Source organism: Kribbella solani, assembly GCF_014205295.1.
In the GTDB taxonomy this organism is placed as follows: domain Bacteria; phylum Actinomycetota; class Actinomycetes; order Propionibacteriales; family Kribbellaceae; genus Kribbella; species Kribbella solani.
Map to the genome: position 1 here is coordinate 2,841,001 of NZ_JACHNF010000001.1, position 24,103 is coordinate 2,865,103.

Annotated in this window: 20 protein-coding genes; 12 read left to right on the forward strand and 8 right to left on the reverse strand. The window is 66.9% G+C overall.

Annotated features, from left to right (window positions below; all coding sequences use genetic code 11):
• Positions 1–15: 15 nt before the first annotated feature.
• The 4 genes from HDA44_RS12715 to HDA44_RS12730 form a co-directional block, all read right to left on the reverse strand.
• Positions 16–1,371: a class I SAM-dependent methyltransferase gene (locus tag HDA44_RS12715; protein WP_184834053.1), complete on the reverse strand. Its 1,356-nt coding sequence runs from the start codon at positions 1,369–1,371 to the stop codon at positions 16–18.
• Complete coding sequence (locus HDA44_RS12720) at positions 1,371–2,432, reverse strand: NAD-dependent epimerase/dehydratase family protein (RefSeq protein ID WP_184834056.1); 1,062 nt, start codon at positions 2,430–2,432, stop codon at positions 1,371–1,373. Before HDA44_RS12720 ends, HDA44_RS12715 begins: the two co-directional genes overlap by 1 nt.
• 142 nt (positions 2,433–2,574) lie before the next feature.
• Positions 2,575–3,243: a hypothetical protein gene (locus tag HDA44_RS12725; RefSeq protein ID WP_184834058.1), complete on the reverse strand. Its 669-nt coding sequence runs from the start codon at positions 3,241–3,243 to the stop codon at positions 2,575–2,577.
• A complete protein-coding gene (locus HDA44_RS12730; RefSeq protein WP_184834060.1) occupies positions 3,243–3,608 on the reverse strand; it encodes a hypothetical protein in 366 nt (121 codons plus the stop codon). Before HDA44_RS12730 ends, HDA44_RS12725 begins: the two co-directional genes overlap by 1 nt.
• 205 nt (positions 3,609–3,813) lie before the next feature.
• Between HDA44_RS12730 and HDA44_RS12735 the strand changes: the two genes are divergently transcribed.
• From HDA44_RS12735 to HDA44_RS12785, 11 genes are all read left to right on the forward strand, one after another.
• Positions 3,814–5,154: a UDP-glucose dehydrogenase family protein gene (locus HDA44_RS12735; protein WP_184834062.1), complete on the forward strand. Its 1,341-nt coding sequence runs from the start codon at positions 3,814–3,816 to the stop codon at positions 5,152–5,154.
• Positions 5,151–6,380: a glycosyltransferase gene (locus HDA44_RS12740; RefSeq protein WP_202887342.1), complete on the forward strand. Its 1,230-nt coding sequence runs from the start codon at positions 5,151–5,153 to the stop codon at positions 6,378–6,380. Before HDA44_RS12735 ends, HDA44_RS12740 begins: the two co-directional genes overlap by 4 nt.
• A 1-nt stretch (position 6,381) precedes the next feature.
• Positions 6,382–8,301, forward strand: a complete 1,920-nt coding sequence (gene asnB, locus HDA44_RS12745; RefSeq protein ID WP_184834064.1) for an asparagine synthase (glutamine-hydrolyzing) — start codon at positions 6,382–6,384, stop codon at positions 8,299–8,301.
• Between the two features lie 9 nt (positions 8,302–8,310).
• Complete coding sequence (locus tag HDA44_RS12750) at positions 8,311–10,458, forward strand: bi-domain-containing oxidoreductase (RefSeq protein ID WP_184834066.1); 2,148 nt, start codon at positions 8,311–8,313, stop codon at positions 10,456–10,458.
• Positions 10,455–12,392, forward strand: coding sequence for a heparinase II/III family protein (locus tag HDA44_RS12755; protein WP_184834068.1), 1,938 nt, complete (start codon positions 10,455–10,457; stop codon positions 12,390–12,392). The genes HDA44_RS12750 and HDA44_RS12755 overlap by 4 nt, the downstream gene beginning before the upstream one ends.
• Before the next feature lie 76 nt (positions 12,393–12,468).
• Positions 12,469–13,686: a Wzz/FepE/Etk N-terminal domain-containing protein gene (locus tag HDA44_RS12760; protein WP_184834070.1), complete on the forward strand. Its 1,218-nt coding sequence runs from the start codon at positions 12,469–12,471 to the stop codon at positions 13,684–13,686.
• Positions 13,683–15,341: a YveK family protein gene (locus tag HDA44_RS12765; RefSeq protein WP_184834072.1), complete on the forward strand. Its 1,659-nt coding sequence runs from the start codon at positions 13,683–13,685 to the stop codon at positions 15,339–15,341. Before HDA44_RS12760 ends, HDA44_RS12765 begins: the two co-directional genes overlap by 4 nt.
• A complete protein-coding gene (locus HDA44_RS12770) occupies positions 15,338–16,567 on the forward strand; it encodes an O-antigen ligase domain-containing protein (RefSeq protein WP_184834074.1) in 1,230 nt (409 codons plus the stop codon). Before HDA44_RS12765 ends, HDA44_RS12770 begins: the two co-directional genes overlap by 4 nt.
• A complete protein-coding gene (locus tag HDA44_RS12775; protein ID WP_184834076.1) occupies positions 16,567–17,760 on the forward strand; it encodes a glycosyltransferase in 1,194 nt (397 codons plus the stop codon). Before HDA44_RS12770 ends, HDA44_RS12775 begins: the two co-directional genes overlap by 1 nt.
• Positions 17,760–19,337, forward strand: a complete 1,578-nt coding sequence (locus tag HDA44_RS12780; protein WP_184834078.1) for a right-handed parallel beta-helix repeat-containing protein — start codon at positions 17,760–17,762, stop codon at positions 19,335–19,337. Before HDA44_RS12775 ends, HDA44_RS12780 begins: the two co-directional genes overlap by 1 nt.
• 6 nt (positions 19,338–19,343) lie before the next feature.
• Complete coding sequence (locus HDA44_RS12785) at positions 19,344–19,712, forward strand: hypothetical protein (protein WP_184834080.1); 369 nt, start codon at positions 19,344–19,346, stop codon at positions 19,710–19,712.
• Positions 19,713–19,739: 27 nt separating this feature from the next.
• On the opposite strand, the gene HDA44_RS12790 is transcribed toward HDA44_RS12785, so the two are convergent.
• From HDA44_RS12790 to HDA44_RS12805, 4 genes are all read right to left on the reverse strand, one after another.
• Positions 19,740–20,306: an RNA polymerase sigma factor gene (locus tag HDA44_RS12790; RefSeq protein ID WP_202887343.1), complete on the reverse strand. Its 567-nt coding sequence runs from the start codon at positions 20,304–20,306 to the stop codon at positions 19,740–19,742.
• Between the two features lie 80 nt (positions 20,307–20,386).
• Positions 20,387–21,913: a sugar transferase gene (locus tag HDA44_RS12795; RefSeq protein WP_337905918.1), complete on the reverse strand. Its 1,527-nt coding sequence runs from the start codon at positions 21,911–21,913 to the stop codon at positions 20,387–20,389.
• Positions 21,914–22,214: 301 nt separating this feature from the next.
• Positions 22,215–22,490: a PspA-associated protein PspAA gene (gene pspAA / locus HDA44_RS12800; RefSeq protein ID WP_184834082.1), complete on the reverse strand. Its 276-nt coding sequence runs from the start codon at positions 22,488–22,490 to the stop codon at positions 22,215–22,217.
• Complete coding sequence (locus HDA44_RS12805) at positions 22,487–23,338, reverse strand: PspA/IM30 family protein (protein WP_184834084.1); 852 nt, start codon at positions 23,336–23,338, stop codon at positions 22,487–22,489. The genes pspAA and HDA44_RS12805 overlap by 4 nt, the downstream gene beginning before the upstream one ends.
• A 167-nt stretch (positions 23,339–23,505) precedes the next feature.
• Between HDA44_RS12805 and HDA44_RS12810 the strand changes: the two genes are divergently transcribed.
• Entirely contained in the window at positions 23,506–24,093 is a 588-nt protein-coding gene (locus HDA44_RS12810) for a DUF3043 domain-containing protein (protein ID WP_184834086.1), read from the forward strand.
• Positions 24,094–24,103 lie beyond the last annotated feature (10 nt).

A 24,103-nucleotide genomic window follows, 5' to 3' on the forward strand; every position in this document is an offset into this window, starting at 1 on the left:
TTCCCCCCAACGCGTTCAGATCACTTCGAGGCGTGGGATCGGGACCACGAACTTCGCGCCCCACTCCCGGGCGTACCCGAGCTGATGGACGATCTCCGCGCGCAGGTTCCACGGCAGGATCACGATGTAGTCGGGCCGCGTCTCGGCCAGCCGCTCCGGCGCGAAGATCGGGATGTGCGTACCGGGCAGGTACATCCCGTGCTTGTGCGGGCTGCGATCCACCGTGTACGGCAGCAGGTCCTCGCGGATGCCGCAGTGGTTCAGCAGCGTGTTGCCCTTCCCGGGCGCGCCGTATCCGGCGACCGACTTGCCGGACCGGGCCGCCTCGACCAGGAAGGTGACCAGCTCCGCCTTGATCGCGAAGACCTCCGCGGCGAAACCGGCGTGGCCCTCGACCGAGTGCAGGCCGGCGTCCGCCTCGTCCTGCAGCACTTTGCCGACAATCTCGGTCGGCGCGCCGGCGGTCTCGATCGGCGTACTGAAGACCCGCAACGATCCACCGTGGCTCTGCAGTTCCTGAACGTCGACAATCTGCAATCCGGCCTTCTCCAGCGCCAGCCCGGCCGTCTTCAGCGTCAGGTACGAGTAGTGCTCGTGGTAGATCGTGTCGTACTGGCGGTTCTCGATCAGCCGCAGCAGGTGCGGGAACTCCAGTGACACCAGGCCGTCGTCCTTCACCAGCGCCCGCAGGCCCTTCGCGAAGTCGACGATGTCCGGGACGTGCGCGAACACATTGTTGCCGACGACAAGGTCCGCCTTGCCGTGCCGGCTCGCCGCGTCCGTACCGGTCGCCTCGCCGAGGAAGTAGCTCTCGGTCCGGATGCCCTTGTGGTTGGCGATTTCGGCGATGTTCGCGGCCGGCTCGATCCCGAGTACCGGGATGCCGAGGGCGGTTGCGTGCTGCAACAAGTACCCGTCGTTGCTCGCGGCCTCGACGATCAGGCTCTCCGCGCCCAGGTCCAGCCGCTCCTGCATGTCCACGACGAACCGGCGGGCGTGCTCTACCCAGCTGGTCGAGTAGGAGGAGAAGTACAGGTAGTCGCTGAACACGTCGTCCGCCGCGACGTACGCGGGGAGCTGGACGAGCAGGCAGTTGTCACAGATCCGGACGTGCAGCGGGTAGAACGTCTCGCCGGAGTCCAGCTGGTCGGCTCGCAGATAGCTCTCGCACGGCGGCGACATGCCCAGGTCGACAAACGTCCGCGTCAACACCGCACCACAAAGCCGGCAACCAACCGAATCCACCACATCCACCACATCCACCACCTCGGCCTCCGCCACATCCGCCACGGGCACATCGGTCGCTGACACATCGGTCACCGGTGCATCCGCCAGGCGCACATCGGTCGCCGGTGCAGTTCCTTCGGCCATCACTGGAGCTCCTTCGGGCCGGGGAACTGTGCTTCGGTCTGGCGGCGTAGCTGTCCATCGACCAGCCCCGCACCCAGCAACTGCTGAATGCGCCGCAACCGGACGAACTGCGCGGAGTTGAAGTCATCCAGCGTCAACCCGTGCCGCCGGTACGCGTCGCGCAGCTCGTCGACACCGGTACGAACCGTCCACTCCAGCTTGAGTTCCGGGAACGTGTCGTTCAGCTTGCTGAAGTCGACCTTGTAGTTGCGCAGATCCGGACCGGCATTGTCTGCAATCGACAACGTCGACCCAGGCACCGCTTCGCGCACCATCTCCGCGATGTCGCGGACCTGGACGACGTCCTCGGACCGCCCGACGTTGAACGCCTCGTCGTGGATCGTCTCCCGCGGCGCCTCCAGCACGGTCAGGAAGGCCCGGCTGATGTCCTCGATGTGCACCAGCGGCCGCCACGGTGTCCCGTCGCTCTCCAGCCGTACCTGCCCGGACGTCAGCGCGATCGCTGTCAGATTGTTGACAACAATGTCGAGCCGCAGCCGGGTCGAGGCGCCGTACGCGGTCGCGTTCCGCAGGTACGTCGGACTGAACACGTCATCGGCGAGCTTCGACAGCTCCTGCTCGGCAAGCGCCTTCGTCTCGCCGTACGCCGTCACCGGGTACATCTCCGCGTCCTCGGCGACCGCCTCGGAACCGGCCGCGCCGTACAGGCTGCACGACGACGCGAACAAGAACCGTTCGACGCCGGCGTCCTTGGCCGCGCGCGCAAGGTTCAGCGTGCCTTCCAGGTTGACCGAGTACGTGGCCTGCTTGTCCAGGTTGCCGAGCGGATCGTTCGACAGGGCAGCCAGACAGACCACCGCGTCGTACCCCGCGAGCTCCCCCGCCGTCACGTCCCGCAGATCCCGCGGCACCCGCGCGCCGATCGGCTCCGGACCACCCAGCAGATCGCACCCTTCGTACAAACCGGTGTCGAGCCCGTCGACCTGATGCCCCGCTCCCCGCAGGAACGGCACCATCACCGCGCCGATGTATCCCCGATCCCCAGCGACCAGAACCCTCATCCGCCGTCCCCTCACCCCAGTACTGGCCTGTCGCCCAATACAGATCACCGGACAGCCCCGGTGATACAGCGAGTTTCAAGACCAATGCTGACAGTCGGTCACCGGCAACACCTGCCGGAGACCGGGTGTACCCGCCGAACCATTACTGACGTTCCGAACCCCGCCCAGCCCCGGAGCCGTCCGGCCGGTTGATCGTCGCCTCCGGCGCACCCGCCGACTGCGGACCGGTCCCGGCCGGCGGACCGTCCCGCAGAATCCGTGCCAGCCGCAGCAAGTCGCTCGGCACCGGAACCCGTTCCGGCGTGATCTGCTCATCTTTCCCCGGCGGCCCAACGGACGGCCGCCTCGCACCCGTCACCCCACGTAGCTCCGCGAGCGGGTATCCGCGCGCGCGACCCACCCGCCTGCCGGTCACAGCCGCGGGATCGGCCGCGCGGTGCACAAAGGCAACGACGTATCGGTAGGGCAAGGCATTCGGCTCCTCGACCGCCCGGCTGCCCTCGGCCGGCGGCAGCGGGTCGAACTCTTGATAAGTGAGCCGGTGCGACGCTCCCAACCGCTTGTGGCCCCGGTATTCGTCGAAGACCTCGATCTTGATCTGCGCGAAGTCCCTCAGGTCGTAAGACTGCAACCCGAAGCCGAGTTGCTTGCCCTCGTACTCTGTCTCCCTGCCGTCCTGCAGTGCCCTCAGCGCCTTCATGACCGCGACGTACTCCTTGGCTTCGTCGCTCCGTGGATCACGCTTGCAGGCCGCGTTGAGGGCGGTGATCTGGGTACGAAGCTCGTCATGGAGGATCAGGTGATAGCGCATCAGGCCCGGCGGTTCCCGGAGTCACCGGCACTCTCGCCGTCCTCGACATCCAGGTCCCAGTCGCCCTCGCGCGCGGCGTCCTCGAACGGTACCCAGTCCTCCGGGCGGGCAGTGGCCAGACGCTCGCGGGTGATGTCCTCGACGCGGCGATCGGCCTCGGCCTCCGCCTTCCGCGCTTCGTACTCGGACCATTGGCCGAAGGAGATCAGTACGCCCTCCGGGCGGCGGGCCTGGTCGCCGAAGAAGACCGGCTCGGTACCACCGGCGCGGAAAAGTTCGAGCACCTGGGGAAGTAACTCGCTCACGGTGGCGGTGTCGACCAGGTGCAGCGAGTCGCCGTTCGGGAGGTTGTAGAGGGATTCCATCTGGACGGCTCCGGGGTCGAGGTGCGAGGTGGCAACAGGATAGGTACTGACGTTCGGCCGGCTCAGCTCCGTGCGAGTCGGCTACTGAGCCGGAAGTTTCTCGGGGGAGATTTCCACGGGGGTGTATCAGCGGGGTGGGGTGTGCGCTCTCCTGGGCGCTGCGGTACGTGGCGGAAAGCCACGTCATGAGCCTGTGGGGGGCGTTATGAAGGTTGCCGTGTTCGGCTTGGGCTATGTGGGGTCGGTGACGGCTGCTTGTCTGGCTGCGGCTGGGCATGAGGTGTGGGGGGTGGATGTCGACACCGCGAAGGTCGGGCCGATCACCGAGGGGCACAGTCCGGTCGTCGAGCCGGGGCTGGACGAGCTGGTGGCGGCGGGGGCGACGGCCGGGCGGCTGCGGGCGACCACCGATCCGCGGCTCGCGCTGGAGCGGGCCGAGGTTTCGCTGATCTGTGTCGGTACGCCGTCCACGCCCGCGGGGAGTACTGATCTCGCCTACATCCGGCGCGCGGTACGCGATATCGCGGAGGCGGCGCGGGTTGTCGTACCGCCCGCATCGGGGTTCCACAGCATCGTGATCCGCAGCACCGTGCCGCCGGGGACCGTGGACGAGGCGGTCGCGGAGGTACTGGCCGAGGTGCCGACACCGGACGGGCTCACGTTCGGCACGGCGATGTGCCCGGAGTTCTTGCGGGAAGGGTCCGGGCTGGCGGACTTCTACGCGCCGCCGTTCGTCGTCGTCGGTACCCGGGATGCCCGGGTCGGTACCGCTCTGACCGACCTGTTCCGCCCGGTCTACAAGGACAACGATCCGATTGTCGACGTGCAGATTGTCGACGTTCGGACGGCGGAAGCACTCAAGTACGCCTGCAACGCCTTCCACGCCACCAAGGTGTCGTTCGCGAACGAGATGGGCCGGATCCTCCGGCACTTCGGCGTGGATTCGCGGGAGGTGATGCGGATCTTCGTCCAGGACACCAGCCTGAACATCTCGCCGTACTACCTGAAGCCCGGCTTCGCGTTCGGCGGATCGTGCCTGCCGAAGGACCTCCGCTCCGTACTGCACCTGGCCCGGATGAACGACACCGAGCTGCCACTGCTGGCCGGTGCGCTGGCCACCAACGAGCGCAGCGTCCGCGATGTCGTCGACCGCGTGATCGCCGGTCCCGGGCGGGAGATCGCACTGCTCGGGCTGAGTTTCAAACACGCCACCGACGATCTCCGCGAGAGCCCGAACGTCGAGGTCGCGGAGCGCCTGATCGGCAAGGGCTACAACCTGCGCATCTACGACCCGATCGTGAATCCGGGCCGCCTGGTCGGCGCGAACCTCCGCCACGTGACCTCGAAACTTCCCCACCTGCAACGGGTTCTGACCGACAATCCGTCCGCCGCGCTCGACGGCGCCGACGTCGCGATCGTGTCGGCGACCGACACCGCCGCGATCAACGCGCTGCTGTCCGCGCCGCCGGCACGGACCATCGACCTGAGCGGCCGGCTGGGCGCCGAGGCCGAAAGCCTGCCCGGGTACGAAGGAGTGGGCTGGTGACGGGTCCGCGGGTACTGATCATCATCCAGAACCTCTGGGTACCGTTCGACCGCCGCGTCTGGCTGGAATGCCAGGCTCTGGTGGCGTCCGGGTACGACGTGACCGTGGTCTGCCCGAAAGGCCCGAACGACCCCGCGTATCAGGTGATCGACGGCGTCACCGTGCACAAGTACAAGGCGTACGCGCCGGGTGGCAGCAAGCTCGGGTTCGTCTGGGAGTACGCGTACTCGTTCCTGCTGACGCTCCGGCTGGTGTTCCGGGCCCGTAAGGCCGGCCGTTTCCAGGTGCTGCAGGCGTGCAACCCGCCGGACATCTTCTGGCCGATCGCGATGCTGCTGCGATGGCTCGACCGCACCCGGTTCGTCTTCGATCACCACGATCTGTGCCCGGAGCTGTTCCAGTCCCGGTTCGGTGGTACGGGAAGCCTTCCGTACAAGGGATTGCGGTTCCTGGAACGGATGACGCACCGCCAGGCCGATCACGTGATCTCCACGAACGACTCGTACCGCCGGATCGCGATCACGCGGAGCGGGAAGGCGAATCACGACGTGACGGTCGTTCGTACCGGACCCGATCCGGACAAGCTGCGTCGCGGCGTACCGGACGAGTCGCTGCGTCGCGGGCATCGCTACCTGGTCACGTACATCGGCGTGATGGGTCCGCAGGACGGTGTCGACATTGTCGTCCGGGCTGCCGATCATATTGTCAACAATCTGCACCGGACCGATATCGCCTTCACGCTGATGGGTGCCGGCGACTCGTTCGACGACGTCATCGCGTTGCGGGACCGGCTCGGGCTCGGCGAGTACGTCGAGTTCACCGGCCGGGTCCCGGACGAGACCGTCCGGGCGGTGATGTCGACAGCGGACCTCGGCCTCTCCCCCGACCCGAAGAACCCGCTCAACGACGTGTCGACAATGAACAAAACCATGGAGTACCTGGCGTTCGAGCTTCCGGTGGTCGCCTTCGACCTGATCGAGACCAAGGTGTCGGCCGAGGACGCCGCGGTGTACGTCGAGCCGAACGACGTCGCGCGGTACGGCCAGGCGATTGCCGACCTTCTCGACGACGAGATGCGCCGCCGCCGGATGGCGAAGCTCGGCCGGTCCAGGGTCGAGCAGGTACTCGCGTGGAAGCACCAGCAGAAGGCCTACCTCGGCGTGTACGACCAGCTCACCGGTCACGTCAGCCGCGCCGGTGACGTGGCGCGGGCCGCGGGGTCCTGAGGTGTGCGGCATCGCCGGCTGCTATCAGCAGCACGACGGCCGGTTGCTCGCCCGGACCATGAGCGACCGGATCGCACACCGCGGCCCGGACGCCGAGCAGGTGTACAGCTTCGAGGACGGTGAGGTCAGCGCGCACCTCGCACATCGCAGATTGTCGATCATCGACTTGTCGGCCGCCGCGGACCAGCCGTTCAGCAAGCGCGGTCTGACCATCTGCTACAACGGCGAGCTCTACAACTACAAGGAACTGCGTGCCGAGCTGTCCAAGAGCGGGGTGCATTTCTGGACCAGCTCCGACACCGAGGTGGTTCTGGAGGCCTGGCGCCGCTGGGGCCCGGACGCGCTGAAGCGCTTCCGCGGCATGTTCGCGTTCGCGATGCTCGACGAGGACAGCGGCAGCATGTACCTCGCCCGCGACCCGCTCGGCATCAAGCCGCTGTACTTCCTCCGCCGCCAAAGCGGTGTGCTGTTCGCCTCCGAACTGAAGGCGATCGTCGCGGCCGTCGGCTCTGAGCTGCGTACCGAGCCAGGCGCGCTGATCGCGTCGATGCTCTACTACTGGCTGCCCGAACAGCGCTGTGCGATCGATGGCGTCGAGAAGCTGCCGCCCGGTTCGTGGACGGAGTTCCGGCCCGACGGAGCCAGCCGGCACGAGACGTACTGGCGGGTGACCGAGGTCGCGACCGAGGCGGCAGCCGGCCCGCGCGCCGATCTGCGCCAGGTGATCGAGGAATCGGTCGCGGCGCACCTGGTGGCCGACGTACCGGTGTCGACCTTCCTCAGCGGCGGTCTGGATTCGAGCCTGGTCACCGTGCTGGCGAAGCGGATGGACCCGGGCATCGACTCGTACACGATCACCTTCCGCGCGCAGGACCAGAAGCTCGAGGCGATGCCGGACGACGCGGTCTACGCGCGCAAACTGGCTCGGCAGTTCGGCATCGATCTGCACGAGATCGAGATCGCGCCGGACGTCGTCGAGCTGCTGCCGCGGATTGTTGACATTCTGGACGAGCCGATCGGTGACCCGGCCGCAATCAACACCCTGCTGATGTGCGACACGGCGCGGGACGCCGGCGTGAAGGTGCTGTTGTCCGGGATGGGCGCGGATGAGCTGTTCGGTGGCTACCGCAAGCACTTGGCCTGTGTGATGGGCGCGCAGTACCAACGGCTGCCTGGCGTACTACGGAACGGCGTGGTCGGCCCGGCCGTACGGCGGCTCCCGGTGACTGTGAACGGACGTGGACTGCGGTACGCGCGCTGGGCGAAGCGGTTCCTCACCTTCGCCGACCTGTCCGAGGAGACCGCGTTCCGGCGCAGCTACACCATGTACGACGCCGACCAGCTCGCCGGACTGATCAGCCCGGACCTGGACCCGTACGTAGCGAAGCTGCTGGCCGAGCACAGCGACATCTACCACGACACGACTCTGGACGACCACGTCAACCGGATGTGCCTCGCTGACGCGCGGATGTTCCTGCCCGGACTCAACCTCGCGTACACGGACCGCTCCAGCATGGCGGCGTCCACCGAGGTACGTACGCCCTTCGTCGACCCGGTGGTTGCCCAGGCGGCGTTCTCGATCCCGGGCAGCGAGAAGATCCACCGCCGGGTGTCCAAGCTGGCGCTGAAGAAGGCAGCGGAGGCCTGGCTGCCGAAGGAGATCATCTACCGGCCGAAGGCATCGTTCAGTGCGCCGCTGCGCGCCTGGGTACGAAACGACCTGCGCGAACTGGTGGACGACGTGCTGCTGCGCGGTGAGCTGGTGCAGAGCGGGTTCCTGCGGCAGACCGCCGTACAGAAGCTGGTCGACGACGAGCGGGCCGGCCGGGAGGACTACTCGAAGCAGATCTGGCAGTTGCTGACGCTGGAGACGTGGACGCGGCACATGCGCTCCCTGGGCGTGACCATCACCTCTCTCTGAAGGACGGACATGAAGCAGGTTGCACAGAACTACAAGTCCGGTGAGCTGGCGGTGCTGGACGTACCGCCGCCCGGGTGTGCGCCGGGTGGGGTGCTGATCCGCTCGCTGTACTCACTGATCTCCACTGGCACCGAGCTGATGAAGGTCGGCGAGGCGAAGTTGTCGATGCTCGGCAAGGCACGGGCACGGCCGGACCAGGTCAAGAAGGTACTGGACACGGTCGCGCAGCAGGGCATGGTCAACACGTACAAGAAGGTGATGAACAAGCTCGACTCGTACACGCCGCTGGGCTACTCGCTGTGCGGTGTGGTGGTTGAGGTGGGTGCTGGTGCGGAGGAGTTCAGTGTCGGGCAGCTGGTTGCGGCCGCCGGAAACGAGTTCGCGCTGCATGCGGAGTACAACTGGGTGCCGTTGAACCTGTGCGTGCCGGTACCGGATGGTGTGCCTGCTGAGCAGGCGGCGTTCTCTACGGTCGGTGCGATTGCCATGCAGGGCGTACGGCAGGCTGAGGTGCAGCTGGGTGACACCGCGGTGGTCATCGGGCTCGGTCTGGTCGGGCAGCTCGTGGTGCGGTTGCTGGTCGCGGCGGGGGTGCGGGTGTACGGGATTGACACCGTGGAGGACCGGTGCCGGTTGGCGGAGAAGGCCGGGGCGCTGCACTGCTCCTCTCCTGATGAGGCTGGGGTCGCTGCGCTCGAGCGGTCGTTGCTGGCGGCGTCCAACGGGCTGGGTGCTGACCACATCCTGCTGGCGGCTGGTGGTCATTCCAACGGGCCGGTGGAGACCGCGGCGCGGCTGGCACGTGACCGGGCTCGCGTGGTCGACATCGGCAAGACCAAGCTGGACCTGCCGTGGAACGCGTACTACGACAAGGAGCTGGATCTACGGTTCTCCCGGTCGTACGGCCCGGGGCGGTACGACGACCGGTACGAGCTGGAGGGCATCGACTATCCCGCCGGCTACGTACGCTGGACAGAACGACGCAACCTGGCCTGCTTCATCGACCTGATCGCCCGCGAACAGATAGACGTCGGTTCCCTGATCGCCGGCCAGTTCCCGATCACGGACGCCACCAACGTCTACCAACAACTAAGCACCAACACCCTCCCCGGAGTCGGCTTCCTCTTCGAGTACCCGAACATCCCACCGGAGACGACACCTCCAGCACCTGCTGCCATCAGACCCGCGACACCAACGAGCGCTGGGGTTCGGGTGGGGTTTGTGGGGGCTGGGAACTATGCGTCGAGCATGTTGTTGCCGCGGTTGCAGAAGGGCTCGGGGGTGGTGCTGGGGCGGGTGGCGACCAACAGGTCTTTGTCGGCGGCGAACGCCCAGCGCCGGTTCGGGTTCGGCGCCGTGTCCACGGACGCGGACGAGGTACTCAACGACGCGAGCCTGGACGCGGTGTTCGTGGTGACCAGGCACAGTTCGCACGCGGAGCTCGCCTGCCGGGCGCTGGCCACCGGGAAGGCAGTGTTCGTCGAGAAACCACTGGCACTGACCGACGACGAGCTGGACCAGATCGTCGCCACCGTGGAGACCACCGGCAACGACCGGCTGATGGTCGGCTTCAACCGCCGGTTCGCCCCGCTGCTCACCGACCTGAAGGACCGCTTCGGTGACCCGGGCGGCAACCTCAGCCTGCGCTACCTGGTGAACGCCGGCAAACTCGACTCCACCAGCTGGTACCTGGACGCCGGCAAGGAGGGCAGCCGGTTCGCCGGTGAAGGCGGTCACTTCATCGACACCCTGGGCTGGTGGCTGAACAGCCTCCCCACAGAGGTGTACGCCGTGCCCGGCCCGGACGCCGGCGACGTACTGGTGACACTGCGGTTCGCCAACGGCTCCGTCGGCACGATCAGCTACGTTGGCGGCGGCAACGCCCGCTTCCCGAAGGAAACGATCGACATCACCGGCGGCGGCCGCAACGGCAGGCTGGACAACTTCCAGAGCGCATCGGTGTGGACCGGCCGTAAACCGTCCACCCGCAAGAGCCGTAGTACGGACAAGGGTCAGCAGCACGAGCTGGAGCGCTTCATCGCCGCCGTAAGGACAGGTGGGCCGATGCCTATCCCGTTCGACTCACTGGTCGCTACTACCCGCGCCACCATCGCAGTAGACCGCAGCATCGCCTCCGGCAAGCCGGAGCGCGTATGAGCCGCCAGCCCCTGGGCTGGTACCTCCGCCGCCTGCGCCGGATGTCCCCCGCCGAACTGCTCTGGCGCGTACGCGACACCGGACGTCGCACTGCCTGGGCCTACCAACAGGTTCGCCCTGGGCAGGATGCGGCTGTCCACGTCCCACTCCGCAAGGACCTCTCCTTCAGTACGACCCTCCCGCCCGACGCGGCGCGCCTCGTACCAGAGGATGCCCGCAAGGCGATCATCGCCACCGCGGACGCCATCCTGGCCGGCCACTTGGAAGTACTAGGGGTCGAACGCACTGACCTACGTACACCGGACTGGTTCCGTGACCCGGTCACCGGCCGACGGTCCGACCCGGCGCAGTACGTGTTCAAGCTGAACCACCGGAACGAGGAGGTGGTCGGCAACATCAAGCAGGTGTGGGAGCTGTCCCGCCACCACCACCTCACCCAACTGGCCGCGGCCTGGTACCTGACGCATGACGACAGGTACGCCGAACGGGTAGCCGACCACCTGACCGACTGGTGGCGTACGAACCCGTTCTTGTCGGGAGTGCACTGGGCTAGCGGCATCGAGATCGGCATCCGCTTGATCAGCTGGACCTGGATACGCCGGCTGCTCAACGACTGGCCGGAGATCACCGACCTGTTCGAACACAACGAGCTGGCACTACAGCAGATCTACTGGCACCAGCGGTACCTTGCCGCGTTCCAGAGCCGTGGTTCGTCAGCCAACAATCACGTCATCGCAGAGGCAGCAGGTCAGCTGGTAGGAGCCTGTGCGTTCCCGTGGTTCACCAAGAGCAACCGCTGGCGTCAGGACGCGGCTGACCTACTGGAGCAGACGTTCTACGCCAACACCTTCCCGTCCGGAGTGAACCGCGAGCTGGCGACCGACTACCACCGCTTCGTCTCCGAGCTCGTCCTGTACGCCGCTCTGGAAGCAGACAGCGCCGGGCACCCGCTGAGCCAGCAGACCTGGGCGCTGCTCACTCGTACGCTCGACGTTGCCGCGGCCGTCGTCGACAACACCCTCCGCCCGCCGCGGCAAGGTGACGACGACGAGGGCATGGTACTGGTCCTCGACCCGCCAGACATCAGCACCTGGTCGGCGTACCTGTCGCTCGGTGCTGCTGTGGCCGGCAGTGTCTCTTGGTGGCCGGGCAGCCAACCTACTGCCACCTCCGCACTAGTTGGCTCGCTGGTCAACGGCCGGCAACCGGATCGGCCTGCTGAGCGACCAGAGCACTTCCAGGACGCCGGTCTGACCGTTCTGCGTAGCCGCGACGCCGGTCCGGAGATCTGGTGCCGTGCCGATGCCGGTCCGCACGGTTTCCTCTCCATAGCGGCCCACGCACACGCTGACGCGCTCTCATTGGAGGTACGGGTCGACGGCGTCGATGTCCTGGCCGACCCCGGCACGTACTGCTACCACGGTGAAGCGGAGTGGCGGAACTACTTCCGTTCCACCATCGCGCACAACACCCTGGAGATCGCCCACACTGAGCAGTCCACCTGGGGCGGTCCGTTCCTCTGGCTGCGCGGTGCACGCGGCAAAGTACTCAGCCACAGCAGTAGTACCTGGGATGCGGAACATGACGGGTACGCACCGATCACGCACCGGCGTACCGCCACGCTGGACCACGGAGTGCTGCAAGTCGAGGACCGGGTCGATGCAACGGCTGACGTACGCATCGCCTGGCACCTGGGACCGGATGTCACAGCCGAGCTGAACCACTCGATCGGACGGCTCACCTGGTCGACAGGATCCGCAGTTGTCGAGCTGCCGGCCGGACTGACGTGGACAGCGCATCGCGGCGCCGACGATCCGTTGCTGGGCTGGTACTCACCGCGATTCGGCCACAAGGTCCCGATCACCACGCTGATCGGCTCCGGCACGCTGACACCGGACGCGGCAGCTACCAGTACGTTCCGCTTCCGCTCCTGACACCGCGTGGTGTATCAGAGCCACGGACAGCGCCTCTATTACTCCGTACCGGTAGACGTTCGCCTGGAGGGGGCCTGTGAGCGCGCAGCAGTTGGATGTGAAGAAGTCGTGGCAAGCCATCCGGCGGCATCGCTTCCTGGTGGCAGCAGTGGCTGCGGTCGGCCTGCTGGCCGGAGTCGGATATGGGTTCGTGCAGCCGCCGATGTACAACGCGTCCGCCCTCGTCGTGCTCCCACCGCCGCCGCAGTCGTCCGATGGCTCGACCGCCAGCGCGCAGAGCATCGACACCCAGGTGTACATCGCGGAGAGCGGACCGGTGCTGCTGAGCGCCGGACAGAACGTGTCGCCGCCGCTGACGCCAGACATCGCCCGGGCCCGAGTCAAAGCGACAGCCGTCACCGAGGACGTCATCCAGATCGACGCGCAGGGCACTACTGCCAAGCAGGCCGTCCAGCTTGCCAACGCGGTCGCACAGGTCTACCTGGTGTTCATCACCACCGACCAGAAGCTGCCGGGTGACCTAGGCAAGCGCACCGGTGCGCGCATCCTCGAAACAGCCACTGAAGCGCACGGCGGCAGCATGCTCGTACATTCGGTGATCTACGGCGGTATCGGTGCGCTGCTCGGTGCGATAGCAGGTGCGGTCTTCGTACTCGCCAGGGCACGTGGTGACCGCCGGCTCCGGCTACGCGACGAGATGGCTGACGCGGTCGGACTTCCAGTACTCGCGTCGGTCTCCTCGTACCGGGCGAATGATCCGTCGGACTGGGCGAACCTACTCGAGCACTACGCGCCGACAGCGGTAGATGCGTGGGCGTTGCGCAAGGTACTGCACAACCTCGCACTGGACGTACGCAGCGGCCAGGACGCTTCGCTGACAGTCATTTCGTTCGCGGACGACAACAAGGCGCGTCCGCTCGGCCCGCAGCTGGCCGCGTTCGCGCACTCGGTCGGCATCCCGACCTCATTGGTGATCGACCAGAACCTCGAGTTCCCGGCCGGTCAGCCCGCGCTGGAGATACACCTCGTACTGGTCGACCGCGCCGCGCCGCAGCTGACCGGCACCGAGCGGACCACCCGTACCGTCATCGCGCTCTCGGCAGGCACCGTCACGGCCGAGGAGCTCGCCCGGCTGGCCGTTGCCACGGTCGCCGACGACCGCACGATCGACGGGCTCGTGGTCACCGATCCTGACCCGTTCGACCGGACCGTCGGCCGGGTCGCGCAGGCACAGCGCCGGACCGGGCCGCGGCTCCCGACGCTTCTCACCGGCACGGCAAGGCGGACGCGATGACGAACCAGCACTTCGACGACCAGCTTCCAGGCAAGCTCCCGGGCCAGCTGTCGGGACACTCCGGCCAGGTCGGACCGTCGCCGAACGGGTGGGCCGAGGACAACGACGGCCTGTTCGACGAGCTGTCGCCGTCCTACCCGCCGGACAGCCTGGTCACGTTCCGGTTCCTCCGGGACGCTGTCGTACGGCACGCACGGATCTGGCTCGCGCTGGCACTCGTCGGGTTCGTCGGCGGCCTGGCGTCGTACCTGGCCCTGCCGGCACCACATCAGGCAGCGGCCCGGCTACTGATCACCACTCGCGAAGGCGACGACCCGGTGAAGGCGATGGCGACGGAGATCAGCCTGGCCACCACCCGCACCGTGGCAGAGCGAGTGATCACGCTGCTGAAGCTACCGGAGTCACCGGACGACCTGCTGAAGCAGTACTCGGCGACGAAGCTGACCGACCGAGTACTGGAGATCCAGGCGTCTGCCAAGACCGACGAGGAGGCCACCAAGCTGGCCACCATGGTCGCGCAGACCTACCTGATCTTCCGGCGCGAACAGCTCGGACTGGACGACGCGCCACTGCGCAAGGACCTGACAGCAGCACAGAACGAGGTGACTGTCGCGCGGCAGGCCGTCGTCGATGCAGGCGACAACCCGGACAATCCGGCACACCCGAGCAGTCCGGAGATGGCCAAGCTCAACGCGGCCGGTGACAAGGTCCGGTTCGTTCAGCAGCAGTTGCTGGACCAGTCGGTCTCGGCGTCGAAGATGAACGCCAGCCGGATGCTCGACGTCCCCGGACCGGTGATCGTGTCGGCCAAGCGGGCCATCGTGCTCAAGGCCGGTACCGGCCTGGTCGGCGGACTGTTCCTGGGCATTGGCTTCGTGATCGTACGGGCGCTGATCTCGGACCGGCTGTGGAAACGACAGGACATCGCCAACGCACTTGGTGCACGCGTCCGGCTCAGTACTGGCCGCCCGCCCCGCAAGTGGCTGCCGTTCACCCAACAGGTGCGTCCAGCACAGGCACCGCACCGGGAGATCCGGTTGCTGTCCCAGCACCTCGGACAACGCATCAGCTGGAGCAGCCTGCCCACTCCGGCCCTGGCAGTGGTCAGCGTGGATGACGTACCGTCCTGCGCGCTAGCAGTGGCAGCTCTGGCAGTCAGACTGGCCGACGAGGGCAACCAGGTACTCGTAGCGGACCTGACTAGTACCGGAGTACTGGCAAAGAAGCTCGGTGTGAAGGAACAGGGCACGCACACGTCCCAGCTGAGCGAGCCAGGCCGACGGATCGACGTGTACTTGTCCGACCCGAGCGGTCTACCAGCGGAAGGCTGCTACAACAGCCGCCCGAACGGCTCCGGCGATCCGGAACTCGACGCCGCGTGGGAGTCCGCCGACCTGGTCCTCTCCCTGGCCACGCTGACGCCGGCCATCGGCGCCGACCACCTGAGCAGCTGGGCCGCCCAGGCCGCCGTCGTGGTCACGGCCGGCCGGTCCACGGCTGCCAAGGTTCGCGCCACCGGCGAGATGCTCCGCCTGGCCGGTCTGGAAATCGACACCGCGATCGTGCTGAACGCCGACCGCACCGACGAAGGCGTCGGCGTCACGGACGCCGAGGCCGCGGCCACGACGGTCGATCTGGAGATGTTCTCCCGATGACCACCCCTGTCGCGATCCGGACTCCGGCCGGGCCGAAACCGGGCTTCCGGCCGGTTCCGGTCGAGCGCCGGCGCCGGCGTCGCGTCCAGCTCGTCTGGGCGATGCTGACGCTGAACGTGCTGACGTTCTTCCCGGACTCACGGCTGCTGCTGCCGATCCCCGGATCAGTCGGCAAGCTGATCGCCCAGGGCTCCTTGCTGGTCGCCGCGATGCTGGTGCTGTCGGTGAACCGGCCGGTGCGAGTACGCCGCAGTGTGTACATGTTCCTGGCCGCACTGCTCGTCTGCGAGGCAGTGGTGTCCAGCATGCACGCCGAGTTCCTGCTCGGTGCGATGTACCGATCGGCGCGGTTGTTCCTGTTCGTCGCCGTTCTGTGGATGCTGTCGCCCTGGTGGACTCGCAAGGACCTGCTGCTGGTACGTACGCATCTGAAGGTGCTGTGGTTCGTCATCGGCACCATCGCCCTCGGACTGCTCGTCTCGCCAGGTACGGCGATGGCCGACAACCGGCTGGCCGGCATCATTTGGCCGATCCCACCGACCCAAGCAGGTCACTACTCGGCCATGGCCATCGGACTTACCGCAGTGCTGTGGATGTCCGGAGTACTCAAGCGCTGGGTCGCACTGACCAGCGTGGTCGTGTGCGTACCCGTCCTGTTGCTCACGCACACCCGGACCGCGCTGGTCGCTCTACTGGCCGGAGCACTGATAGCCGGGCTCAGCCTGTTCACGTACCGCTCCCGCGTGCGCAAGGTGTTCGCGATCGGCATCGGGGTGTTCTCGGTCGGCACGCTGACCCTCAGCTCAGTGGTCACCACCTGGCTGGCCCGTGGACAAGACGCCAGCCAGGTCGCCGCACTGACCGGACGCCGTGCCGTGTGGGATTCCATCCTCGCTCAGCCGCGTTCGACCTTCGAGACGCTGTTCGGCTTCGGCCTGTCCAACAAGTCGTTCAACGGCTTGCCGATCGACAGCAACTGGCTGGGCACCTACTACGACGTCGGAGTGCTCGGTGCGGTCTTCTGCATCGCCATGGTGCTCTTCGTACTCATCGCCGCGTGGTTCACCCCGCAGGGACCACGGCGGGCGCTCGCCCTGTTCCTGGTCGCGTACTGCGTGGTCGCGTCGTTCACCGAGACAGGGCTCAGTGAAGCCTCTTCGTATCTGCTCGAGCTCACGCTGGCGGCCTCGCTGGTGTACTCGCGGACGCCCCAGGAGGACACGTGATGAAGATCCTGTTGGTGCACAACAGGTACAGGTCCACCGCACCGAGCGGCGAGAACCGTGTCGTCGACCAGGAGCACGCCGCGCTTGCGGAGCTCGGTCATGACGTCCAGCTGTTCGAACGGCGCAGTGACGAGATCGAAGACTGGTCTGCCTGGCAGAAGGCGACTCTACCGGCCCGCGTGGTCTGGAACCCGACCAGCAAACGCGACCTGACCGCCGTACTGCGCGACTTCCAGCCGGACGTCGTCCACGTACACAACACGTTCCCAGTACTCAGCCCATCGGTGCTGTACGCGTGCCGCCAGGCCAACGTGCCAGTGGTCATCACTCTGCACAACTACAAACTGCTGTGCGCTAGCGGGGACTTCTACCGCGACGGTGCGGTCTGCCACGACTGCGCTACTGGCAGTCCGCTACCTGCCGTGTCGCACAGTTGCTACCGCGGGTCCAAAGTGGCGACAGCGACCACTGTGCTCAACACCCGCTCCCACCGGCGCAGCTGGCGCAAGCTGGTCTCGGCGTACCTGTTCCTGTCCGACTCACAGCGCAGTCTGCTGGCAGGCATGGACTTCGACCCGGACCGCAGCTTCGTACGCCACAACTACGTCCCGTACGACGGACCGGTCGGCGGAGCGAAACAGCATCAGGTCGCGTACGTAGGCCGGCTGGATGCGGCGAAAGGCGCTCCCCTGCTGATGAAGGGCTGGGACGCGTACCGGGCCATCGCCGGTGACGATGCACTACGACTGGTCATTGCTGGTGGCGGACCGATGCTGGATGAGGTCACCGCCTGGGCAGCTGCTCGGCCGTCGGTCGACCTGCGCGGTCTGATGACCAAGCCGGAGGTGTTCGAGCTGATCGACGCCTCGCGGGCCGTCGTACTCCCGTCCGAGTGGGAGGAGACGTTCGGACTGGTCGTGGTCGAGGCAATGGCGGTCGGCGTACCGCTACTTGCCTCCGGCCACGGTTCGTTCCCGGAGCTCGTGTCAGACGGAGTGGACGGCGCACTGTTCGATCCACGCCGTCCGGAAGAGCTGGCGAAGCTCCTGCTCGACGTAGACACCAACCCAGACCGGTACGAAGAGCTGGGCCGCGCGGCGCGCTCGACGTACGAGACCAAGCACCACCCACGGCACAACCTGGAGCAACTGCTCGACGTGTACCGCTTTGCGATCGCGAACCCGGTGCAGTGATGATCAAGCAACACCGCAACCGGCTGGCCGGTGGTGCCGCTCTGGTGGTTGGCGCGCTGGTCGTGGCCGCACTGGTGACAGACCGGGCGACCTCACACCGGGACGCTGACAACGCACCAGCTCCGACACCGACCGTGAAGCCGGTCAAGGCACCCACAGCACCACCGGCCAAGATCTGCGACAACGCCAAGGCCCTGGACGGTCCAGCCACCGCTCCAGACGGTGCAGTCGTCGTCACGCCCAAGCAGGACCTACAGGTACTCACCGCTCAGTCCCCCGCCGGTACTACGTTCTGGCTGGCTCCCGGTCGGCATCGGCTGAGCAACGGTGCGTTCGTCCAGGTCATCCCGAAGGACGGCAACCACTACATCGGAGCGCCCGGTGCGGTACTGGACGGCGCGAACCGCAACCGGTACGCCTTCACGGGGTACGCGTCGGATGTGGTGATCAGCCACCTGACCATCCAGAACTTCGGCACCAAGCGCGGCAACAACGACGAAGGCGTGGTGAACCACAACTCGGCCAGCGGCTGGATGATCGAGAACAGCACCATCCAGCGCAACGCCGGCGCGGGCGTGATGATCGGCACCAAGAACGTCGTCCGCGGCAACTGCCTGCGCGACAACGGCCAGTACGGGTTCAACGCGTACAACCCGCAGCGCGTCGCGAGCGTCCTTGTCGAGGGCAACGAGATCACCGCCAACAACACCGACAACTGGGAGGCGCTACGGCCTGGTTGTGGTTGCACCGGCGGCGGCAAGTTCTGGTCGGTCGCCGGCGCGATCGTGCGCGGCAACTGGATTCACGACAACCACGGTCCGGGGATGTGGGCCGACACCAACAACTCGGCGTTCGCGATCGAGGAGAACTACATCTCCAGCAACTTCGCCGAAGGCATCATCTTCGAGACCAGCTACAACGCGTCCATCCGGGGCAACACCTTCGTCCGGAACGGGCTCGGCAAGGGCGTGGACAACCAGGGCTTCCCGGTACCCGCGCTGTACATCTCCGAGTCCGGCGCTGACAAGCGCGTACCCGGCATGTTCAACCAGACGTTCGAGGTGAGCCAGAACGTCTTCAGCGACAACTGGGCCGGCGTGATCCTGTGGGAGAACGCGGACCGGTTCGCCGGCTCGGCTGCCAACACCAGTACCGGCTCCGGCACGCTGGTGAACCCGTCTGTCGTCACCACGACCTCCTGCAACGCCACCAACATCCGCAACCCGCCGTACCTGGGTGACTGTCGCTGGAAGACCCAGAACATCCGTGTGCACGACAACTTGTTCAGCCTGGACCCCGACAACCTCGGTGACCGCTGTGCGTCCCGGAGCGGCTGTGGCTACAACGGCATCTTCTCCAACTGGGGTACGTTCCCGGACTGGTCGCCGTACAAGGCCAGGGTGGTGGAGGACGCGATCACCTTCCACCAGGGCAACCGGTTCTTCTCGAACACCTACAAAGGCCCGTGGAAGTTCATGGTGCACGAACAGGGCAACTCGGTGAACTGGGCCGCCTGGCAGGGCGCGCCGTACGGTCAGGACCAGGACAGCGTGATCAAGGTGACCGAGGACCGGTGACAGACGATGATCGGTCCTCCGGAGCACGCGCCGAGTCAGCAGATCGCATTGCTCCGCTCGGTCGGGTACGCGGCCTTCGGCCGGCATGAGAAGGACCTGGACGTACTGGATGTCGTGTACGACAGCCTGGTCGACGCACCGGACAGCTGCGACCGCCGCGCACGCCGACTGCGCTTTGCGGGCCATGGAGTCACGCTGGACGTCGACGTACGCGGCCGGACCGACCTGACCGTTGAACTACGAGTCAGCCCACCCGGCCCGGTAGTAGTCGAGTCCCGCGGTGATGACACCGGCCGGCCCAAACTGGTCAGCTTCCTGCTCCGCTGGCCCAGCAGCACCCAACAACCGGTCCGGACCGCCTGGATCATCCTCTGACCCAACCAGCCCGGACCGGGCACCCTCTTAGGAGGCAAGCAGCAGTCTTAGTTTTTCCAGGCAGCGGCCGCGGATCGGGCCGATGCTGCCGATCGGGATTCCGATCGTGGCGGAGATCTCCGCGTACGGAGCGGGTGGGTCGGCCATCAGCATGCCTAGCAGTTGTTGCCACCGGTCCGGCAGGCTTTCCAGTGCTCGCCGTACGTCATCTGCCCGCTCGCCGGCGAGTAAGTCGGCGTCCGGCTCCGGCTGGTCACCGGCCACGTCCTCGAACGCGGTCGCCTCGTACGTCAGCAGCACCCGCTTCCGGAACGCCAGCACCCGCAGGCACTCCCGCCGCGTCGTCACCACGAGCCACGCGCCGACCCGCTCCGGATCGACCCGGTTGATGTGCTCCAGCAACCGCAGCCACACCATCTGCGAGACGTCAGCAGCGTCGCTGTCACTCAACCGGAAGCTTCGCGTCACCGCCCAGACCAACCGCGCGTAGTGATCGACCAGCCGGCTCCACGCCCCCTGATCCCCCGCCCCGGCCCGCACGACCAGGGTGGCCGCATCGGACCGGACCGCACCTGGACTTTTCACTTCATCCACAACGACAGTCACAAATTCCCCCCTTGGGAATGCACAGCTTTGAACCAGCACCGCCGTGAAACAACCCCGAACAGCACCGCTCAGTACGCGCCGTCACTCCCCAGTACGGCGCGTGCGGTCTTCCACAGGATCAGCAGGTCCAGCGCGATCGACCAGTTGTCGGCGTACCGCAGGTCGAGCCGCATCGACTCTTCCCAGGTCAGATCGCTACGACCACTCACCTGCCACAGCCCGGTCAGACCGGGCTTCACGAGCATCCGCCGCGCGTCGTCGAGCGCGTACCGCGCGACCTCCGCCGGCAGCGGCGGCCGGGGCCCGACCAGTGACATGTCCCCCCGGAGCACGTTCACCAGCTGCGGCAACTCGTCGATCGAGAACCGGCGCAGGTACCGGCCGATCCTCGTCACCCGCGGATCGTCGCGGAGCTTGAACAGCACCTCGTTGCCCTCGTTGAGCGCGTGCAACTCGGCCTTGCGTTCTTCGGCGTCCACGACCATCGTCCGGAACTTCAGCATCCGGAACTGCTCGCCGCCGCGGCCCACCCTGGTCTGCCGGAACAGCACCGGCCCACGGCTGGTGAGCTTCACCAGGACCGCGGTGACCAGCAGGATCGGTGCGACCCCGAGCAACAGCAGGCAGCCGACCACACGATCGAAGATGTTCTTCAGCACGTGCGGCCCGCCACTCACCGACGGACGCTCCAGGTGCAGCAGCGACAGCCCGGCGACCGGCCGGATCGAGATCCGCGGACCGGCGACCTCGACGATGCCCGGAGACACGATCAGCTCCACGCCGCGCTGCTCCAGCGCCCAGGACAGCTTGCGCAGCGAATGCCCCGCCAGCTCCGGGTCAGTGGCCACCGCGACCACGTCGACGCCGTAGTCGTCGACCGCGGCCAGGATGTCCATCTCGGCCCGGCCCAGGCTCTCCGACCCCGGCTCCTCGAACGCGTCACCGCGCGGCAGACAGCCGGCCACCACCACGTACCCGTCCGTCGGCCGCTCCTCCAGGTGCCGCCGCAGCGTACGCACCTGGTCGTTGCGCCCGACCACCAGTACCCGGCGCATGCACCGCCCGGCGAACCGCCGCCGGGAGATCTGCCGGTGCAGCAGCCAGCGGGCGAACATCGCCGCCAGACAGGTGATCGGCACCGCCACCACGACGAAACCACGAGCCACCTGACTCTTGGTCGCGTACGACGCGATCGCGACCACCGCGGTCAGCGCCACCGCCGCCCGGATGATCGACCGGAACTCCTCCGGGCCGGTGCCGAAGTAGCGGGACTCATAACCCCGCTCCAGCGCGACACAGACCAGCCACGCGATCGGCAGCGCGGCCCCGAGCAGAACGTAGCCGAGGTTGATCTGGGCCCCGAACCGGATCAGCAACGCCAGCGAGACGCCGAACAGCGCCGCCGTCAGGTCACCGCCGAGCGCGGCCCACCGGTACTTCGCGACCCAGCGCGCTTCGGTGAACCGGGCCGAGCGCGGCACGATCCCCGGCACCACGTCCGGCACCACCCAAACCGGCCGACGACGTTCCCCCGAAGCCGCCGGCCGGAGATCGGCCGGTTCGGCCAACCCCTCGGACATGACGAATTCAGTCACGCACAGTCACCCCCCACAGGTGAAAGCTTGAAACCCGTGACCAACCCACACCCCGTCACGGACCTCACCAAACGCCGCCCCCACAACGGCGTGAACCAGAGAGTACTACGTGGACGCGGCGGGCAACAGCACTGACGACGAGTGTTTACCCGCCTGCCAGGAGACTGACAGCAAAGACTCCCGGACCCCATTTGCGGGGTCCGGGAGTCTCGAATGGCTACTCGAGGTGATCAGCGCCGCCGGGTCGGGGACGGGGTGATCCGAGCAAGGGTTTGCCGGCGGTCAGCCGCCGATCGAGCTGTCAGCCGGCGATCAGGCCGTCGCCGCTGATCAGCTCCCGCATCTCGGCGAGCGAGCTGTCCGACGGCGGCAGGATGGCGTCGGAGTCGTGCAGCTCGTCGTCCGGCACCTTCTCCCCGGAGCGGACGAAGTCCAGCAGCGCCGCGAAGGCCGCCTGGTAGGCAGCCTCCTCGCCGGACGAGACGGCCTTCTCCAGGTCGCCGTCGACGGCGTTGAGCGCGTCCAGCTTCTCGTCGGCCAGTCGCCACTGACCTTCACCCATGATGCGAACGATCACCGAACATCTCCGTCCTGAGGTCGCACCGGCTCCGTCACGGGTTGTGCGGCCGGCTGAACTGGCTGCTGGGCGGCCTGCTGGGGCTGGGCGGACTGCTGAGTTTGAGCGGCTTGGGGTGCCTCACCGGAGATCTCCTTAGGCGCGCTGCCTCCGGACAGCTGGGCCTTCATCGCGGCCAGCTCGTTCTCCACGTCGGAGCCGGACGACATCCGGTCCAGCTCCAGGCTGATGTTGTCCTTGACCGTACCGCTGGCGTCGTCGAGCGCGCCGGAGGCGAGCAGCTCGTCGATCGCGCCGGCCCGGGCCTGCATCTGCTGGGTCTTGTCCTCGGCCCGCTGGACCGCCAGACCGACGTCGCTCATCTCCTCGGAGATGCCGGAGAAGGCCTCGTTGATCCGGGTCTGCGCCTCGGCCGCCGTGTAGGTGGCCTTGATCGTCTCCTTGCGGGTCCGGAAGGACTCGACCTTCGCCTGCAACCGCTGGGAGGCGAGCGTCAGCTTCTCCTCCTCACCCTGCAACTGGGCGTGCTGCGTCTGCAGGTCGTCGATCTGGCCCTGCAGCCCGGACTTGCGGGTCAGAGCCTCCCGGGCCAGGTCCTCGCGGCCCATCGAGAGCGCCTTCTGCGCCTGCTCCTGCAGCTTGGCCGACTGGGACTGCAGCTGTGACGCCTGCAGCTCCACCCGCTTCCGGCTGGTGGCCACGTCGGCCACGCCCCGCCGTACCTTCTGCAGCAGCTCGAGCTGCTTCTGATACGAGTAGTCAAGGGTTTCGCGAGGATCCTCGGCCTTGTCCAGGGCGGAGTTCGCCTTGGCCTTGAAGATCGTCGACATCCGCTTGAAGATGCTCATCGATATCCGTACCCCTTCTGTGCCGGACTGACGACCCGGCGTGCGTGCCATCCACCCTATGTCCCTATGGGTCACCACACCATCAGGACAGGCCCCGATAAAGTGGTATATGAGTCCGGGGACCACCCCGACCCGCGACCTGCCCTTGCGAATGAGGTTCTGACCCCGTGTTCCGTCGTACCAAGACTGAGACAGCTACCACCGTACCCGCCGAGCCCCAGGGCAAGCCGGGCGGGAAGGGCCGCCCGACGCCGAGCCGCAAGGACGCGGAGGCGGCCCGGAAGGCGAGCTTCAAGAAACCACGTAACCGCAAGGAGGCCTCGGCGATCCGCCGGGACAAGGTCCGGACCGAGCGGGCCAAGATGCAGCAGGCGATGCAGACCGGCGACGACCGGTACCTGCCGGCCGCCGACAAGGGCCCGATCCGGCGGTTCGCCCGCGACTACGTGGACGCCCGGTACTCGGTGATGGAGTTCGCGCTGCCGATCCTGCTGGTGGTGTCACTGGTCGGCGTGGTGTTCTCCTCCCAGTTCCTCTGGCTGGCCGGCGTCGTCAACCTGCTCTTCCTGGCGATGATCCTGCTGATCGCGGCGGACTGGTTCCTGCTCACCGCCGGGCTGAAGAAGCTGATCGCGATCAAGTTCCCGAAGGAGTCCACCAAGGGCATCGCGTTCTACGCGGTCCGGCGGACCATGCAGATGCGCCGCTGGCGGCTGCCCAAGCCGATGGTGAAGCGCGGCGAGAAGCCGAGCTGACCGCAGGCAG